This window comes from Methylobacterium sp. P5_C11 (assembly GCF_054049775.1).
In genome coordinates, this window is sequence record NZ_JBFULS010000061.1 from 1 (window position 1) to 16,377 (window position 16,377).

Sequence of the window (16,377 nt, forward strand, 5' to 3'; positions counted from 1 at the left end):
GGCCAAGCCCGCATCGAAGAAGCCCGGTCCGGTCAGTCCCGCGGCCGAACATCGGGCGTTGGAAGCCGTCGAGCCGGTCCGCTAGCGCCTCGGTCCAAACGACAGCGGCCGCGAAGTCACTGCGTCCGAGCCCTCAGAGCCGCCTGGGAATGCTCCGTCCGGGGCGCCCCACCGGCCGGTCGAGGGCCGGCCTGCCCTCCCCCACGGGCGTGAGCCGGCGCAGCCGGAACGGGTGGGCTTCCCCGATCCTCGGCTGGAGCCGTTGCCGATCGAGTCGGGAGGGGGGCGCGGCCCTCGCGACCGGCGTCGCCGTCCTTCCAAACCGGTGCAGCACGATCGGGAACGGCTCTAGGTCACGGCGAGGTCGAGGCGCACCTTGACGAGGCCGGGATCGTCCGGGTCGCGCCCCTGCGCGAAGCCGAGGCGCCGGCAGACCGCCAGCATCGGCCGGTTCTCGGCCAGCACCGTCCCCTCGACCCGGCCGATCCCTTCGGAGCGCGCCCAGTCGATCATCAGGCGCATCAGGGCGAAGGCGAGGCCGGTCCCGCGGGCGTCGCGGCCCACCGCGATGGCGTATTCGCCGCTCTCATGGTTGGCGTCGGCGTGCAGCCGCACGGCCCCGAGCATCCGCTCGCCCCCCGCCGGATCGATCTCGGTGGCCACGAAGGCGATGGCCCGGGCGTAGTCGAGCTGGGTCAGACGGGCCAGGAAGGCGTGGCTGAACTCGCGCACCGGACCGAAGAACCGCAGCCGCAGGTCCTCCGGGTCGAGACCCTTGAAGAAGGTCAGGAACAGGCCTTCGTCCTCGGGGCGCACCGGGCGTACCCGCACCGTCCGGTTCTTGAGGTTGAGCGTCCGGACCCATTCCGCCGGATAGGGCCGGATCGCAAAGCGCGGGTGGCCGCGTCCGCTCTTGCCCTGCTCGGCGCGCCCGATCCGGACCCGCGCGTCGAGCGCCAGCACGCCGGTCTCGTCGGCCAGGAGCGGGTTGATGTCGAGTTCGCGCACCTGCGGCAGGTCGGCGGCGAGCTGGGACAGCTTCACCAGCGTCAGCGCGATCGCCCCGAGGTCGGAGGCGGGCACGTCGCGGTAGGCCTCGAGGCGCCGCGCGACCCGGGTGCGGGCGATGAGGTCGCGCGCCAGAGTCAGGTCCAATGGCGGCAGTCCCAGCGCCCGGTCGTCGATGACCTCCACGGCGGTGCCGCCGCGGCCGAAGACCACCACGGGGCCGAACACCGCATCCTCGGCGAGCCCCGCGATCAGTTCGCGGCGCTGCCCGCGGCGGATCATCGGCTGCACGGCGAAGCCGGTCACCCGGGCGTCGGGTCGCTCGCGGCGGGCACGGGCCAGGATGCGGCCCGCGGCCGCGCGGACATCGGCCTCGCTGGTCAGGTCGAGATGGACGCCGCCGATGTCGGATTTGTGCACCACGTCCGGCGAGACGACCTTGAGCGCCACCGTGCCGCCCGCCGCGATGATCGGCCACGCGGCGGCGGCCGCCGCGTCCTTGTCGGGGGCCAGCGTGATCGGAACGGTCGGGATCCCGTAGGCCTCCAAGAGGCCGGTCACCGCCAGCGGGTCGAGCCAGGCGGCCCCCTGCCGCAGGGCGCCGGCGATGATCGAGCGGGCGCGCGCCGTGTCGGGGGAGAAGTCGCGCGGCAGCGAGTCGGGCGTCCGCATCAGGTCGTCCTGCGCCTCGCGGTAGCGCACGAGGTGCAGGAAGCCCTCGATCGCCTCAGAGTCGGTGGTGAAATGCGGAATCCCGGCCTGCGCGAAGGCCTCGCGCCCCGCTTCCGCATCCCCCAGCGAGACCGCGAAGACCGGCTTCTTGCGGGTCTGGCCGGCGCGGGCGGCCTTGACCGTCTCGGCGATGGCACCGGCCACCGCAGCCGCCTCCGAACGGATGGTGGGCACGTGGATCGCCAGGACGGCGTCGCTCGACCGGTCGGTCAGCAGCGGCGCGAGCGCGGTCGCGAAGGCCGGCCCGGCCGCGTCGATGCCCAGATCGAGGGGGTTGCCGGCGGCGCGGTCCTCCGTTTCGGCGGGCACCGCCAGGGTGCCGGACCGCTCGATCAGCCGGTCCGCGGCGAGGAGGCCGATGCCGCGACCGTTCGACACGATCGCGAGCCGGTGGCCCGGAAACGGCCGCTGGCGCCCCAGGGTCTCCACAGCCGAGAACATCGCGTCGAGGTCCGGCACGGCCAGCAGGCCGGCCCGCCGGAACGCCGCCGCGTAGACCGCGTCCGGACGGGCCAGGGCGCCGGTATGGGTGGCGGCGGCACGCGTATCCGAACGGTGCCGCCCGGCCCGCAGCACCACGACGGGCTTGGCCCGGGCGGCCGCGCGGGCAGCCGACATGAAGCGACGGGCATCCGCGACCCGGTCGAGGCAGAGCAGGATCGCGCGGGTGCGAAAATCCGCGGCGAAGTGGTCGAGGCAATCGGCCACGCCGATGTCGAGCACGCTGCCGAGCGACAGAACCGCCGAGAACCCCGTCCCGTGCCGCGCCCCCCACGCGACGATGGCAGCCGCGACCGTGCCGGATTGCGAGACGAGGGCGAGGTCGCCGGCCTCGGGCGCTGCGGCGAACAGGCTGGCATTGAGCCGGGCGCCCGGAACCGCGAGGCCGGCGCTGTCGGGGCCGAGCAGGCGCAGGCCATGCGCGCGGGCGATCCGGTGGGCGACCGGTCCGGGATCGTCCGGCCCGGATCCGAGCCGGGCCGTGAGGATCACGGCGGCCCCCGCACCGATCGCGGCGGCCTGCGCGACGACCTCGGGGACGCTGGGGGGCGGCACCGCGATCAGGACGAGGTCGGGAATGGCGGGCAGATCCGCGACCTGCGGCACGCAGGGCAGGCCCTCGACGATCGCGTGGTCGGGCTGGACCGGCATGATCGTGCCGGGAAAGCCCGCGCCGCGCAGGCTGTCCAGCACGCTGCGCCCCAGGGAGCCGGGGCGCGCCACCGCCCCGACCAGGGCGATCGAGCGGGGCGCGAGCAGCTTGTCGAACCGGTAGGTGCTCACGGCCGGCGGCTCACGGTACCGCCGTCACGGGATGAGGTCCCGCAGGCCGTTCGTGCCGGCACGCATCTGGTCCCCCTCGCTCATGTCGGGTCGAACGCGGCGCAGCGCGCGCTCACCGTCCTCTCAGATGGCGCGCTCAGACGCGGATGCCAGATGGCGCGCTCAGACGCGCATGCAACACCCGACCGTCGACCGGCACTCGGAAACCGGCCGACCGACCAGAGGCACGGCCCGCAACGTCCATTTGTCCAATATCCAGCACCGTTTATCCATCCTAAGACGTCAGTTGTGGGCGCGTGTAAATTGGTCTTGCCATTAAATTCGTATCACCATAGTAACTGCTCATTAACTACCCTGTATCGGGTCGAGCAGAGACAGATTCCGGCTGGCCGCCCCTCCGACGGGCGGTGGCTCGCCGGGATCGAGAGGAGGTTTTGGGATGGACGCCACGGGTGAAGGGCAACCGGACTATCTCGCGCTGTCCGTCGACATCGTGTCGGCCTTCGTGAGCAACAATCCGGTGCCCGCGCCGGAATTGCCCAGCCTCATCGCGGCCATTCACGCGACGTTGCACGGTCTCGGCGAACCGGCTGCCCCGCCGACCGAGGACCTGCGGCCGGCTGTGCCGATCCGGCGTTCGGTCCAGCCCGACTTCATCGTCTGCCTGGAGGACGGCAAGAAGTTCAAGTCGCTCAAGCGGCATCTGCGCACGCACTACAACATGACGCCCGAGGAATACCGGGAGAAATGGGGCCTCGCCCCAGACTATCCGATGGTGGCCCCGAACTACGCGGCCGCACGGTCCAGCCTCGCCAAGAGCATGGGCCTCGGCCACCAGCGCCGGAAGGTCTGAGGAGCGCGCGTCCGCGTCCACAGCTTTCGGATCGGGGTTAGGTATCGGGCAAGCCGCGCTTGCGAGGGTCACAGGCCCGTCAGCGCTCCCGAGACCCGATGCCCGGCAAGCCCAGCCCCGTCGCCCGCCTGTTCTGGACGGCCGTGATCGGCCTTCCCTTCGGGCTCTGGTACGGCCCGCCGGCCCTGGCGGCGACCGGACTCGCCCTGATCCTTGTCCTGCTCCGGCATCTTGGGCGCCGCCGCCGCTTCCGAGCCCGGGTTCGGCGCATCGCCCGGGCGCACGGCGAGACGCTGGCGCTGCGGCGGCGCCAGGAGAGCTACTGCGACCCCTACGGCAACTGGATCGAGGACGGCTGGCTGCGCGAGCGGGACTATTTCCTGGACCGGACCATCCTGCCGCAGATCGCCTCGCGCTACGCGGACCTCGCCCTCTCGGAGCGCGCGCGGATGCTGGCGATCGTGGAGGCCGAGGCGGCGGCTGTGGCTCTGCCCGAGGAGGACGAGGCACCAGGGGACGGGCTCGCTTACGAGCGCTACTGTGCCGACCGCCTGACCCGGGCGGGATGGCGGGCGCACCGGACGCCGGCGAGCGGCGACCAGGGCGCCGACATCGTCGCGGTGCGGGACGGCCTACGCTTGGTGGTTCAGTGCAAGCGGCTGAGCAAGCCCGTCGGCAACGCCGCCGTGCAGGAGGCCGCCGCGGCGCTCCGCTACTGGGCCGGGGATCGGGCCGCGGTGGTCTCGAATGCCGGCTTCACGCCGGCGGCGCGCCGGCTCGCCACGGCCACCGGCGTCCTCCTCCTGCACCACGACGCCCTCGACGCGATCGACCTGGCGGAGGCGTGACGCGTCAGGCGAGCGGGCCGGGGATGGCGATCTCCGCCTCATTGAGCAGGCGCGCCTCGTGGCGGCGCACGAACAGCCACAGGGCCAGGCCGCCGAACACCACCAGAGCCAGCAGCGTCAGGCCGACCGGACCGACGATGTGTTCGATCTGGCGGCCGCAATAATACGACCCGATGCCCATGCTGCCGGCCCAGACGATGCCGCCGAGGGCGTTGAAGGCGAAGAACCGCCGGGCGTCCAGGCGGTTCACCCCGGCCAGCAGGGCCGCGTAGGCGCGCAGCATCGCGGTGAAGCGGCCGAAGAACACGATCTTGCCGCCGTGCTGGCGAAACAGGTACTGGCCGAGCTTGAGACGCCCGTGATCCAGGGCGATGAGGTGGCCGTAGCGCAGGAGCAGGGGCATGCCCCAGCGCCGCCCCGCCCAGTAGCCGACATTGTCCCCGAGGATCGCCGCGCCCGCGGCCGCGGCGATGACCAAGCCGATGTTCAGGTTGCCGGTGCTGCCGGCATAGACAGCGGCCGAGATCAGCACCGTCTCGCCCGGGCACGGCACCCCGGCGCTCTCGAGGGTGATGATCACGAAGATCGCGATGTAGCCGTAGTTCGCGATCAGCTCGGCGATAGGTAGGTCGTTCAGGAAGGCCATGCGGTCCTCAGGGCCGGTCTCCGGGCAAAGCCCGGCGACACAAGCCGATGGAACGTGGCCTTAAGAGGGCGATCCGGTGCGCGATGCGCTCAGAGGACCTTGAGCAGGGCCTCGGCTCCCGAGGCTTCCGCCTTCGACGGCGTCTCCTCGACGTTCAGGATCCGGACGATGCCGTCTTCGACCAGCATCGAGTAGCGCTTCGAGCGCATCCCGAGGCCGAAGCCCGTGCCGTCCATCTCCAGGCCGATGGCCTTGGCGAAATCGGCATTGCCGTCGGCGAGGAATTCCAGCCCCTCGGCGCCGCTCGCCTTCGACCACGCGTCGAGCACGAACACGTCGTTGACGCTCGTCACCGCAATGGCGTCGATGCCGCGCCCGAGGATCGCGTCCTTGTGGGTGACGAAGCCCGGCAGGTGATTGCGGTGGCAGCTCGGGGTGAACGCGCCGGGCACGCCGATCAGGACCACGCGCCGGCCCTTGAACACGTCGTCCGTGGTGCGCGCGATCGGGCCTTCGGGGCCGATCACCCGGAAGGTGGCCTGGGGCAGGTGGTCGCCGACCTGGATCATCGCGGGTCCCTCGTTGGCGCGCGCTGGAATGGCACGCGTGAGCAGCGCGCCTGACCTAGCGTGGCAGGGGGTGCCTGTCGAGGATCCGGCACGCTCCGGCGTGAACCACCCTCCCGGTCCGATCGGCGGGATGAAGGCTGCCCCCGAGGGCGACGCGGACCGACCTTGGTCTTGTGAGGCAAGGATCGAGACGCGCACAATCTTGGAAGAGGCTTGCTGCGTCCCTTTTGCCCGCTGGACAACCGGAGGACGGGGCGTAGCATGTAGGGATGGCGCATCCTCCGCACCGCAGGCCCGATCCCTCATCGGCAGCGTCGTCGCTGGCCGGGAAAGCCGCGTCGCCGCGCCAGACGGAGATGTCGGGCCCGGACTTCCTCGACGGGCAGTTCCTGGTGGCCATGCCCGGCATGGCGGACGAACGTTTCGCCCGCTCGGTGATCTATGTCTGCGCCCATTCCGCCGACGGCGCGATGGGCATCATCGTCAACAAGGCGGCGACCGACATCAGCATGCCGGATCTGCTGGTCCAGCTCGACGTGGCGCCCGAGGCCGACGCGATTCGCCTGCGCGAGCGGGTCGGCCACATGCCGGTCCTGATGGGTGGCCCGGTCGAAGGACGGCGCGGCTTCGTGCTCCATAGCGACGATTTCCACATCCAGCAATCGACGCTGATCATCGACGACGGCATCTGCCTGACCGCGACCGTGGAGATCCTCCGCGCCATCGCCAGCGGCGAGGGGCCGGCGAGCGCCGTGCTGGCGCTGGGCTATGCCGGCTGGCAGGCGGGGCAGCTTGAGAGCGAGATCATGGCCAATGGCTGGCTCAATTGCCCGGCCGACCCGGCGCTGATCTTCGACGCCGACCTCGATGCCAAGTACGACCTTGCCCTCAGGGCCAACGGCATCGACCCTGCGATGCTGTCGATGACGGCCGGCCGAGCCTGATCCGGCGACCCGGGCCGGAGGCTCGGACGCGCCGTCCGTCCGAGCGGAGCGCAACGACCCGGCAACGCCACGTGGAACGTGGTCCCGCCGGCCAGGCTTACAGTGACGGCCGGTTTACGGCGCCATCCGGGCCGACCGGCGCGGCCGCCTATTCCGGCATCCCGTCGCCGCCGACCGCATCCGGATTCAGGCCCTCGACAGCCGGCTTGGGCCGCGGCCGGCGGGGCGCCACGGCGGCAGTGGGCGCGGCCGTGTTGGCGCCGAGCCGGGTGGCCAGGGCCAGAGCCCGGTTCTCTGTCACCCGAAGGTGGCAGAACCCGTGGGTCCCCTCGCGGGCGTAGGTGCGGCAGAGCTGCTCCCGGTCCGACGAGAAGGCGGCCTGCTCGCTCACGATCGGCCGCACGTCCTCGCGCCGGGCGCGTTGGGTCATCAGCTTGTAATTGTCCCGGACGGCCTTGTCGGCGACGCCCCGGGCCGTGTCGAACTCGCCGGCCCGCGGGATCAGTGTGGCGGCGGCCGGTCCCCACAAGCCCACCGGCGTCGTGGCGCAGTCGGCGGCCGAGAAGGAGCAGACCGGGCTCGACCCAAGGCTCGAGACGAGCACGCCGCCCTCGGTCACGTCGAAGCGCAGCGGGCACTCGGCCCCGGCGGCCTCGAACCGCGGCACGCCCTCGGGCTTGCCTTCGGCGGTGAGCGTCACCGGATTGCCGCCGGCGAGCGGCACCGCACAGGACTCCGCCGGCTGCGAGATCTTGGTGCCCGGCAGCTTGATCCGCGCCGTGACCGCGGTGCCGGACCGTTCGAGCTTCAGGGCCCCGGACAGGCCGTTGAGCTGCAGGTCCTGGCCGATCACGCTGTCCTCGGAGGGCGTCTTCAGCACCACCGGACGGGCCGGCACGGGGGCCGGCCGGGGGGCCTCGGGCGCGGCGGGCTGTCCAGGCTCGCCCGGCGCCGCCGGAACCGGCGTGGGGGCTTCGGGCAGGCCGCGGGGCGGCGCCGGCGGCCGCTCCGGCTTGATGCCGAACAGGCGCTCGAAGAAGTTCTGGGCCTGCGCGGGGGGCGCGGCGAGCATCCCGGGCGCCGCGAGGGCGGCCACCAGGATCGGGAGCAGGAGGCTGCGGGTCGGGCGCATCGGACTCTACGGAGGGGAACACGAAGTGGCGGGGCCACGTGCAACCCCTTGTCGAAACGTTAACACGCCGTCGATGGCGCCGACGTGGCAGCAGAGCAACAAAATGCAGCCACGCCGCCCGGCCGATGGCGGCCGTGCGGCGAGATCCTGCCGGAATGACAAGGAGATGGCACGCGCCGGCGTGCGAAGCCCCGGCGCGCCGGCTTCGCCTTGCGAGCCTGGAACCGGCTTCTTATATCGCCCTCGACGCGGGATTGCGCGCTGGGTTTCAGCCGTTCACGGCCCTTGATCCGGCCCGGGTCCCATACTCACATCACCTCCGTATACCGCCATGGGCCGAGCTGCTTCGGGGCTCGGCGGTCTGCTTGAACGCGACGAAAAGAGGGATCCCGCCATGGGTAAAGTCATCGGCATCGACCTGGGCACGACCAATTCCTGCGTGGCCGTGATGGAAGGCACGCAGCCCAAGGTCATCGAGAATTCGGAAGGCGCGCGCACCACGCCGTCCATCGTCGCCTTCACGGACGACGGCGAGCGGCTCGTCGGCCAGCCGGCCAAGCGCCAGGCGGTCACGAACCCCGAGCGCACGTTCTTCGCCATCAAGCGGCTCATCGGCCGGACCTACGACGATCCGATGACCCAGAAGGACAAGGGCCTCGTGCCCTACAAGATCGCCCGCGGCGATAACGGCGACGCCTGGGTCGAGGCGGACGGCAAGAAGTACTCCCCCTCGCAGATCTCCGCCTTCACCCTGCAGAAGATGAAGGAGACCGCCGAGTCGCATCTCGGCCAGCCGGTCACGCAGGCGGTCATCACGGTTCCGGCCTACTTCAACGACGCCCAGCGTCAGGCCACCAAGGACGCCGGCAAGATCGCGGGCCTCGAGGTGCTGCGCATCATCAACGAGCCGACCGCGGCGGCGCTCGCCTACGGCCTCGACAAGAAGAAGGCCGGCACGATCGCGGTCTACGACCTCGGCGGTGGCACCTTCGACGTGTCGATCCTGGAGATCGGCGACGGCGTGTTCGAGGTGAAGTCCACGAACGGCGACACCTTCCTGGGCGGCGAGGACTTCGACAACCGCATCGTCGAGTACCTGACGGCCGAGTTCAAGAAGGAGCAGGGCATCGACCTGACCAAGGACAAGCTCGCCCTTCAGCGCCTCAAGGAGGCCGCCGAGAAGGCCAAGATCGAGCTGTCCTCGGCCACCCAGACCGAGATCAACCTGCCCTACATCACCGCCGACAACACCGGCCCGAAGCACCTCGCGCTGAAGCTCAGCCGGGCGAAGTACGAGTCGCTGGTCGACGATCTGGTGCAGCGGACGATCGAGCCCTGCCGCAAGGCGCTCAAGGATGCCGGCGTCTCGGCCTCCGAGATCGACGAGGTGGTGCTGGTCGGCGGCATGATCCGCATGCCCAAGATCCAGGAGGTGGTGAAGGCCTTCTTCGGCAAAGAGCCCCACAAGGGTGTCAACCCGGATGAGGTTGTGGCCATCGGCGCCGCCGTGCAGGCCGGCGTGCTCCAGGGCGACGTCAAGGACGTCCTGCTCCTCGACGTGACCCCGCTGTCGCTGGGCATCGAGACGCTGGGCGGCGTGTTCACCCGGCTCATCGACCGCAACACCACGATCCCGACCAAGAAGTCCCAGACCTTCTCGACGGCCGAGGACAACCAGAACGCCGTCACGATCCGGGTCTTCCAGGGCGAGCGCGAGATGGCGGCCGACAACAAGCTGCTCGGCCAGTTCGACCTCGTCGGCATCCCGCCGGCGCCCCGCGGCATGCCGCAGATCGAGGTGACCTTCGACATCGACGCCAACGGCATCGTCAACGTGACGGCCAAGGACAAGGCGACCAACAAGGAGCACCAGATCCGCATCCAGGCCTCGGGCGGCCTCTCGGACGCCGACATCGACCGGATGGTGAAGGACGCCGAGGCGAATGCCGAGGCCGACAAGAAGCGGCGCGAGCTGGTCGAGGTGAAGAACCAGGGCGAGAGCCTGATTCACGCCACCGAGAAGTCGGTGACCGAGTACGGCGACAAGGTCCCGGCCGCCGACAAGGGCGCGATCGAGACCGCGATGGCCGCGCTCAAGACCGCGCTCGAGGGCGAGGACGTCGAAGCCATCAAGGCTCGCACCACGGACCTGATGCAGGCCTCGATGAAGCTCGGCGAGGCCATGTACGCGGCCAACCAGGCGGCCGGCCCCGATGCCGGTGCCGAGGCGGCGGCCTCCGAGAAGAAGGACGACGTCATCGACGCCGACTTCCAGGAGGTCGACGAGAAGGACCAGAAGAAGCGCGCCTGAGGCGCGGTTCGCGTCAGACCGTGCGGGGCCGGAGCGATCCGGCCCTGCCTTTGCTTGACACGCGCTGTTGCGCGGGTGCCGCAGGATGCGGGATATCGCCCGGGTCGGACCCTCGGGCCGCCGGCTCGTGCTAGAGCGCGCGGCGAGAACGCACGGATTGCGAACTGCACAGAGGCCCGCACGCCCTGCGCACGACCGCGTCGCCGACGGCCCGCTCCGGCGGGCTCCGGTGATGGGGTCCGGGGATCACGGCGCCGTCCGGACGCCTCCTGTGAGGCGGCCGCACCGCGCGCCGCGATGAGGGCGCGGTTGGATTGTCCGGAGACGGGGTGGGATGTCGAAGCGGGACTATTACGAGATCCTGGGGGTCACCAAGGTCGCGACGGAAAGCGAGATGAAGGTCGCCTTCCGCAAACTCGCGATGACCTATCATCCCGACCGCAATCCCGGCGACAAGGACGCCGAGATCAAGTTCAAGGAAATCAACGAGGCCTATCAGTGCCTCTCCGACGGACAGAAGCGCGCCGCCTACGACCGGTTCGGCCATGCCGCCTTCAGCCAGGGTGGGGCTGGCGGACCCGGATTCGGCAACGAGTTCGGCGACTTCATGTCGGACATCTTCGACAACTTCTTCGGTGACGGCCGTGGCGGCGGCGGCGCTGCGCGCGGGCGCGGCGGTGCGCCGGGCCGCGAGCGGGGGGCCGACCTCCGCTACAATCTCGAGATCTCCCTGGAGGAGGCCTTCACCGGCAAGGCCGAGACCATCAAGATCCCCACCTCGGTGTCCTGCGAGGCCTGCGACGGCTCCGGTGCCAAGCCGGGCTCGAAGCCCCGGACCTGCCCGACCTGCGCGGGCTACGGCCGGGTCCGGGCGGCGCAGGGTTTCTTCGCCATCGAGCGGACCTGCCCGAACTGCCATGGGCGCGGCGAGATCGTCGACGATCCCTGCACCGCCTGCCAGGGCGCAGGCCGGGTCAACCGCGAGCGMACCCTCTCGATCAACGTGCCGGCGGGCGTCGATGACGGGTTGCGGATCCGTCTCGCCGGCGAGGGCGAGAGCGGGCTGCGCGGCGGCCCGGCCGGCGACCTCTACGTCTTCCTGTCGATCAAGCAGCACGAATTCTTCCAGCGCGACGGCGCCGACCTGTTCTGCCGGGTGCCGATCTCGATGGTGACGGCCGCGCTCTCGGGCGAGATCACCGTGCCGGTGATCGACGGCTCGCAGACGCAGGTGCGCATCCCCGCCGGGACCCAGACCGCCAAGCAGTTCCGCATCAAGGGCAAGGGCATGCCGGTGCTCCGCTCGCGGGAGGTCGGCGACCTCTACATTCAGGTCTTCGTCGAGACCCCGCAGAATCTGACCAAGCGCCAGCGTGAGCTGCTCCAGGAGTTCGATCAGTCGGCCTCCCCGGAGAATCATCCCGAATCCGCGGGCTTCTTCTCGAAGGTGCGCGACTTCTTCGGGAGCGCGGTCCGGCCGTGAGGGCGGATCCGAAATCCCGGCAGCCCGTTATGCCTGCGGCCGGCGTGTCTTGCGTCCTCTAGGCGCCGCGCCGGCTTGACTGTATGACAGCATCGTCCCTTAGCCTTTCATTCTCATTCGGCATCAAGGAATCCAGGACTTGCCGCCGCTCCGCCGTCCCAACGCGAAGGCTCCTGTCGGCAGGAGCGCGATTCTCGGGCCGCGGCGCGACCCCCTGGAGGACGAGGCCCGTTTCCTCCGCTCCTGGTTTGAGCGCCCCCTCGTCACCGGCGCGGTGACGCCGTCGGGCAAGATGCTCGCCCGGACCATGGCCGCCTACGTCGACCCGCGCCGGGATGGTCCGGTCGTCGAACTCGGCCCAGGCACCGGTCCGGTGACCGAGGCGCTGATCCGGCGTGGCGTCGCACCGGAACGCTTGATCCTCGTCGAGTTCAACCCCGATTTTTGCCGTCTCCTGACCCACCGCTTCCCGGGCGTACGGGTGATCCAGGGGGACGCCTACAACATGCGCGCGAGCCTCAAGGACGCGCTGACGCAGCCCGCCGCCGCGACGATCTCCAGCCTGCCGCTGTTCACCAAGCCGCTGGAGCAGCGTCTCGACCTGCTCAACACGGCCCATGACCTCATGCAGCCGGGCGCGCCGTTCGTGCAGTTCACCTACGCGGTGGTGCCGCCGATCCCGGCGCGGTGCGAGGCGGGCAGCTACACCGCCGACCGCTCCAACCGGGTCTGGCTGAACCTGCCGCCGGCCCGGGTCTGGGTCTATCGCCGACCCTGAGCTGAACACGGCCTGAGCGAACAAGTCACGTTCGCGTCAACTTTAAAAGGCCACACCTGAGACAGGGCCGGACGCACCAGCGCCCGGCGTGGAACAGGAGGACGCCGATGTTCACCAAGACCGCACGCGTGCATCTCGCGGCTGCCCTGGCCTGTGGGAGTCTCGCTCTGGCGGCCCCGGCCATGGCCGCCCCCATGGGCAGGGATGCCGGGCTCCAGCAGGCCTCGGGCGATATCGTGACCGTCCAGTACGGCTACGGCCACCGTCACGGCGGCTGGGGTCACCACGGGTTCGGCCCGCGCCGCCATTATGGATGGGGCCACGGCCACCATTACGGCTGGGGTCGCGGGCACCATGGGGGCTGGCGCCATCACGGCTTCGGTGGTCATCGCCACGGCGGCTGGGGTCACCGGCACGGCCACGGCCGCTGGTGACCACACGTCCCGCGGATCGGCGCGGGACCTAACCGGCTCCGATCCGCTCGAGGACCGCTGGCCGGTCCTCGGGAGGGCTTCCGATCCGGTAGGCCTCCCGCAGCGCAGCCTCTGCACGGTCCGCGGACGCTGCGTCGGCCGCGTGGACGACCCCGAGGAGGCCGCTGGACTCGCCGGGCCGCGCAAGGTCCGTAAAACCGACCCTCGGATCGATGCCATCCTCCGGCCGGGTCCTCCCGCCGCCGAGTGCGATCACCGCCAAGCCGACCGCGCGCGTGGCCACGCCCGCAATGGTCCCCTCCCGATGCACCGGCCTCCGAACCGGGGCTTCCGGCAGATATTTTGCCGGCTGGTCCAGCAGGTCGCCCGGTCCCCCGAGCGCCGCGACCATGCGGGCGAAGCGCTCGGCCGCCTGACCCGAGGCGAGGGCCTGCTCCAGCCGTTCGGCGGCGGCGTCGCGGTCCGCCGCCAAGCCGCCGGCCACCAGCATCTCGGCCCCGAGCGTCAGTGTCACCGCGTGGAAGCGCGGCTCGCGGCGCGCGCCGGTCAGGTAGTCGATCGCGTAGGCGACCTCGACGGCGTTGCCGGCGGCGCTGGCGAGGGGCGCGTCCATGTCGGTGATCAGCGCGGCGGTGCGCAGGCCCGCCCCTTCCGCCACCGTGACGATGCTCTCGGCGAGCGCCCGCGCCTCGGGCAGGCTCGCCATGAAGGCGCCTGAGCCCTGCTTGACGTCCATCACCAGCCCGTCGAGCCCCGCGGCCAGCTTCTTCGACAGGATCGAGGCGGTGATCAGGTCGCGGGATTCCACCGTACCGGTCACGTCGCGGATCGCGTAGAGGCGCCGGTCCGCAGGGGCGAGGTCGGCGGTCTGGCCGATGATCGCGCAGCCGACCTGCCCCACGACCCGGCGGAACACGTCGAGCCCAGGCGTCGCGTCGTAGCCCGGGATGCTGCCGAGCTTGTCCAGCGTCCCGCCGGTATGGCCGAGGCCCCGGCCGGAGATCATCGGCACGTAGCCGCCGCAGGCCGCCACCATCGCGGCGAGCGGGAGGCTCACCGTATCGCCGATGCCGCCGGTGGAGTGCTTGTCCAGGACCGGCCCCGGCAGGTCCCAGGCGAGGACGCGGCCCGACTCGGCCATCGCCCGGGTCAGCGCCACCCGCTCCGGCAGCGACAGCCCGCGGAAGAACACCGCCATGGCGAAGGCCGCCGCCTGCCCCTCGCCCACCGTACCGTCGGTGAGGCCGCCCACGAACGCCCGGATCTCCTCCGGGTCGAGGGGTAGGCCGTCGCGCTTGGCGCGGATCGTCTCCTGGGGCAGCCGCACGCTCAGAGGTCCCGCGCCTGCATCAGGGTCTCGAACAGGCTGCTCGCCCCGAGCCGGAAGGTCTTGGGGCTGATCCAGTCCGGCCCCATGATCCGGTCGGCCAAGGCCAGATAGGTGGCGGCATCGCCGACGCTGCGCAGGCCGCCGGAGACTTTGAGGCCGGCGGGGCGGCCGCTCGCGCGGATCTCGGCCAGCATCGCCTCGGCGGCCTCCGGGGTCGCCGAGACCGGGCTCTTGCCCGTGGAGGTCTTGAGGAAGTCGGCCCCGGCCTCCAGGGCGAGCCGGCTCGCCGTTCGGATCGTCTCCGGATCGCCGAGTTCGCCGGTCTCCAGGATCACCTTGAGGGTCGCGGACCCGCAGGTGTCGCGCACGGCCTCGACCATGTCGCGGGCCACGGCCGCATCGCGCCGCAGCAGGGCTCGGTAGGGCAGGACGAGGTCGATCTCGTCCGCGCCGTCGCGCAGGGCCTCGGCGGTGTCGTCCGTGGCGCGGGCGCAATCCTCGCCGCCGGCGGGGAAGTTGATCACCGTAGCGACACGGATGCCGGTGCCGTGAAGCGCCCGGGCGCCCTGCTCGACGAAGCGCGGCCAGACGCAGATCGCCGCGACGGCGCCACGCTTCGCGTCCCGGCAGAGGGCATCGATCCGGGTCTCGGTGCAAGTCTCGCCGAGGTCGGTGAGGTCGAGGAGCGGCAGCGCCCGGCGGGCGATCGCACCGGCTTCGGTGTCAGTCATCGTCGCTCTCTCCCTCGGGCAGGCCGGCCACGAACGCCCCGACCAGGCGGCCGAGATCCGCCGCAGCCCGGGCCGCCACCGCCTTCGTCTCCGCGTGGTGCGGCGCGCCGCCCGCGATCCCGGCGGCCAGGTTCGTCACCACCGAGACCGCCGCCACCGGCAGGCCGAGGAAGCGCGCCAGGATGACCTCCGGTACGGTGGACATGCCCACGAGGTCGGCCCCCAGGAGGCCGGCCATCCGGACCTCCGCGGGCGTCTCGAAGCTCGGGCCGGAGAACCACGCGTAGATTCCCTCGCCCAGGGGCAGGCCGCAGGCTCCGGCCGCCGCCCGGAGCCCTGCCCGCAGATCCGGATCGTAGGCCTCGGTCATCGGCACGAAGCGGGCGTCGCTGGCCTCGCCGATCAGCGGGTTCAGGCCGGACAGGTTGATGTGGTCGGCGAGCAGCACGAGGCTGCCGGGTCCGGTCTCCGGCCGTAGCGAACCGGAGGCGTTGGTGAGCAGCAAGCGCCGGGCGCCGAGGTGCCGGGCGCAGGCGAGCGGCACCCGCATCGCCGCCGGATCGCCGCGCTCGTAGGCATGCGCCCGCCCCTCGAAGACCAGGACCGTCCGCCCCGCGAGGCGCCCGCGGTGCAGGCGGCCGCCATGGCCGCTGACACCCGGCCCGGGGAAGCCCGGGATCGCCGCGTAGTCGAGGGCGGTCGACTCGGTGAGGGCCGCCGCGACGGCGCCCAGGCCGGTCCCGGTCACCACCGCGCAGGCGTAGCCCGCCCCGAAGCCAGCGGCGCGCAGCGTGGCGAGGGCGGCGGCCTCACTCACCCAGCGTCTCCGGCCCGAAGGATTCCGGCAGCAGCTCGGCCAGCGTGAAGGTGCGGGCGACGCCGTCCGGCCCCGCGGCGTGGATCGGCGTATCCGGCCCGGCGAACTCGCGGATGCGCTGGCGGCAGGCGCCGCAGGGCGTCACGAGGCCGGCACCCTCGCCGCAGACCAGGATCGCGGCGATGCGCCGCCCGCCGGAGGCCACCATGGCGGCGATCGCCCCGGCCTCCGCGCAGGTGCCCACGGGATAGGCCGCGTTCTCGACGTTGCAGCCGGCATGGATCGCGCCGCGCTCGTCGCGCAGCGCCGCACCGACCGGGAAACGGGAATAGGGCGCGTGCGCCTGCGCCCGCACTGCCCGGGCCGCCGCGAACAGGGCGGCGAGCCCGTCATCTTCCCGTGCTGAGTCCGCGGCCTGCATGGCCGATCTTTGGCACCCGCCGGGGCACCCTGTCGAGGGTCGGGGGCCGGGTCAGC

15 protein-coding genes are annotated in these 16,377 nt (G+C 71.5%); 7 read left to right on the forward strand and 8 right to left on the reverse strand.

What is annotated here, in order from left to right; translation table 11 throughout:
* Positions 1-348 precede the first annotated feature (348 nt).
* A complete protein-coding gene (locus ACXJKQ_RS23500) occupies positions 349-3,024 on the reverse strand; it encodes a bifunctional acetate--CoA ligase family protein/GNAT family N-acetyltransferase (RefSeq protein WP_457108110.1) in 2,676 nt (891 codons plus the stop codon).
* A 439-nt stretch (positions 3,025-3,463) separates the two neighbouring features.
* On the opposite strand from ACXJKQ_RS23500, the gene ACXJKQ_RS23505 reads away from it, so the two are divergent.
* Positions 3,464-3,877 carry a MucR family transcriptional regulator gene (locus ACXJKQ_RS23505; protein WP_457108111.1) on the forward strand — a complete coding sequence of 138 codons (414 nt, stop codon included), beginning with the start codon at positions 3,464-3,466 and terminating at the stop codon, positions 3,875-3,877.
* 98 nt (positions 3,878-3,975) lie between these two features.
* Positions 3,976-4,725 carry a restriction endonuclease gene (locus tag ACXJKQ_RS23510; RefSeq protein WP_457108112.1) on the forward strand — a complete coding sequence of 250 codons (750 nt, stop codon included), beginning with the start codon at positions 3,976-3,978 and terminating at the stop codon, positions 4,723-4,725.
* Positions 4,726-4,729: 4 nt separating this feature from the next.
* Here the strand turns inward: ACXJKQ_RS23510 and ACXJKQ_RS23515 are convergent, their stop codons facing one another.
* Both ACXJKQ_RS23515 and ACXJKQ_RS23520 read right to left on the reverse strand, forming a co-directional pair.
* Positions 4,730-5,371 carry a DedA family protein gene (locus ACXJKQ_RS23515; RefSeq protein ID WP_091777964.1) on the reverse strand — a complete coding sequence of 214 codons (642 nt, stop codon included), beginning with the start codon at positions 5,369-5,371 and terminating at the stop codon, positions 4,730-4,732.
* A gap of 89 nt (positions 5,372-5,460) precedes the next feature.
* Complete coding sequence (locus ACXJKQ_RS23520; protein WP_457108113.1) at positions 5,461-5,940, reverse strand: redoxin family protein; 480 nt, start codon at positions 5,938-5,940, stop codon at positions 5,461-5,463.
* Between the two features lie 356 nt (positions 5,941-6,296).
* Here ACXJKQ_RS23520 and ACXJKQ_RS23525 point away from each other — a divergent pair, with 356 nt between their 5' ends.
* Positions 6,297-6,884 (forward strand): YqgE/AlgH family protein, encoded by a 588-nt coding sequence (locus ACXJKQ_RS23525; RefSeq protein ID WP_457108114.1) that lies wholly within the window; start codon positions 6,297-6,299, stop codon positions 6,882-6,884.
* Positions 6,885-7,032: 148 nt separating this feature from the next.
* Here ACXJKQ_RS23525 and ACXJKQ_RS23530 read toward each other — a convergent pair whose 3' ends face one another.
* Complete coding sequence (locus ACXJKQ_RS23530; RefSeq protein WP_457108115.1) at positions 7,033-8,016, reverse strand: hypothetical protein; 984 nt, start codon at positions 8,014-8,016, stop codon at positions 7,033-7,035.
* Between the two features lie 394 nt (positions 8,017-8,410).
* On the opposite strand from ACXJKQ_RS23530, the gene dnaK reads away from it, so the two are divergent.
* The 4 genes from dnaK to ACXJKQ_RS23550 all read left to right on the forward strand — a co-directional run bounded on the left by dnaK (position 8,411) and on the right by ACXJKQ_RS23550 (position 13,022).
* On the forward strand, positions 8,411-10,327 hold the full coding sequence (dnaK, locus tag ACXJKQ_RS23535; RefSeq protein WP_457108116.1) for a molecular chaperone DnaK: 1,917 nt from the start codon (positions 8,411-8,413) through the stop codon (positions 10,325-10,327).
* A gap of 334 nt (positions 10,328-10,661) precedes the next feature.
* On the forward strand, positions 10,662-11,810 hold the full coding sequence (gene dnaJ / locus ACXJKQ_RS23540; protein ID WP_457108117.1) for a molecular chaperone DnaJ: 1,149 nt from the start codon (positions 10,662-10,664) through the stop codon (positions 11,808-11,810).
* Between the two features lie 139 nt (positions 11,811-11,949).
* On the forward strand, positions 11,950-12,588 hold the full coding sequence (locus ACXJKQ_RS23545) for a class I SAM-dependent methyltransferase (RefSeq protein ID WP_457108118.1): 639 nt from the start codon (positions 11,950-11,952) through the stop codon (positions 12,586-12,588).
* A gap of 107 nt (positions 12,589-12,695) precedes the next feature.
* Entirely contained in the window at positions 12,696-13,022 is a 327-nt protein-coding gene (locus ACXJKQ_RS23550) for a hypothetical protein (protein WP_457108119.1), read from the forward strand.
* A gap of 28 nt (positions 13,023-13,050) precedes the next feature.
* Here ACXJKQ_RS23550 and deoA read toward each other — a convergent pair whose 3' ends face one another.
* Genes deoA through ACXJKQ_RS23570 form a run of 4 tightly spaced genes read right to left on the reverse strand, consistent with a single transcriptional unit; the run spans position 13,051 to position 16,321 of the window.
* A complete protein-coding gene (gene deoA / locus ACXJKQ_RS23555; protein WP_457108120.1) occupies positions 13,051-14,349 on the reverse strand; it encodes a thymidine phosphorylase in 1,299 nt (432 codons plus the stop codon).
* Between the two features lie 2 nt (positions 14,350-14,351).
* The gene (gene deoC / locus ACXJKQ_RS23560; protein WP_457108121.1) at positions 14,352-15,083 is read right to left on the reverse strand and encodes a deoxyribose-phosphate aldolase; all 732 of its coding nucleotides are present in this window, start codon (positions 15,081-15,083) and stop codon (positions 14,352-14,354) included.
* Positions 15,076-15,900: a purine-nucleoside phosphorylase gene (locus ACXJKQ_RS23565; protein ID WP_457108122.1), complete on the reverse strand. Its 825-nt coding sequence runs from the start codon at positions 15,898-15,900 to the stop codon at positions 15,076-15,078. The genes deoC and ACXJKQ_RS23565 overlap by 8 nt, the downstream gene beginning before the upstream one ends.
* On the reverse strand, positions 15,893-16,321 hold the full coding sequence (locus ACXJKQ_RS23570; RefSeq protein ID WP_457108123.1) for a cytidine deaminase: 429 nt from the start codon (positions 16,319-16,321) through the stop codon (positions 15,893-15,895). The genes ACXJKQ_RS23565 and ACXJKQ_RS23570 overlap by 8 nt, the downstream gene beginning before the upstream one ends.
* Positions 16,322-16,377: the final 56 nt, after the last annotated feature.

Excerpts from the sequence above, each read along its gene's own strand:
- ACXJKQ_RS23505 (WP_457108111.1), top strand. The coding sequence starts at position 3,464 with ATGGACGCCACGGGTGAAGGGCAACCGGACTATCTCGCGCTGTCCGTC.
- ACXJKQ_RS23510 (WP_457108112.1), top strand. The coding sequence starts at position 3,976 with ATGCCCGGCAAGCCCAGCCCCGTCGCCCGCCTGTTCTGGACGGCCGTG.
- ACXJKQ_RS23515 (WP_091777964.1), bottom strand. The coding sequence starts at position 5,371 with ATGGCCTTCCTGAACGACCTACCTATCGCCGAGCTGATCGCGAACTAC.
- ACXJKQ_RS23520 (WP_457108113.1), bottom strand. The coding sequence starts at position 5,940 with ATGATCCAGGTCGGCGACCACCTGCCCCAGGCCACCTTCCGGGTGATC.
- ACXJKQ_RS23525 (WP_457108114.1), top strand. The coding sequence starts at position 6,297 with ATGTCGGGCCCGGACTTCCTCGACGGGCAGTTCCTGGTGGCCATGCCC.
- ACXJKQ_RS23530 (WP_457108115.1), bottom strand. The coding sequence starts at position 8,016 with ATGCGCCCGACCCGCAGCCTCCTGCTCCCGATCCTGGTGGCCGCCCTC.
- dnaK (WP_457108116.1), top strand. The coding sequence starts at position 8,411 with ATGGGTAAAGTCATCGGCATCGACCTGGGCACGACCAATTCCTGCGTG.
- ACXJKQ_RS23550 (WP_457108119.1), top strand. The coding sequence starts at position 12,696 with ATGTTCACCAAGACCGCACGCGTGCATCTCGCGGCTGCCCTGGCCTGT.
- deoC (WP_457108121.1), bottom strand. The coding sequence starts at position 15,083 with ATGACTGACACCGAAGCCGGTGCGATCGCCCGCCGGGCGCTGCCGCTC.
- ACXJKQ_RS23570 (WP_457108123.1), bottom strand. The coding sequence starts at position 16,321 with ATGCAGGCCGCGGACTCAGCACGGGAAGATGACGGGCTCGCCGCCCTG.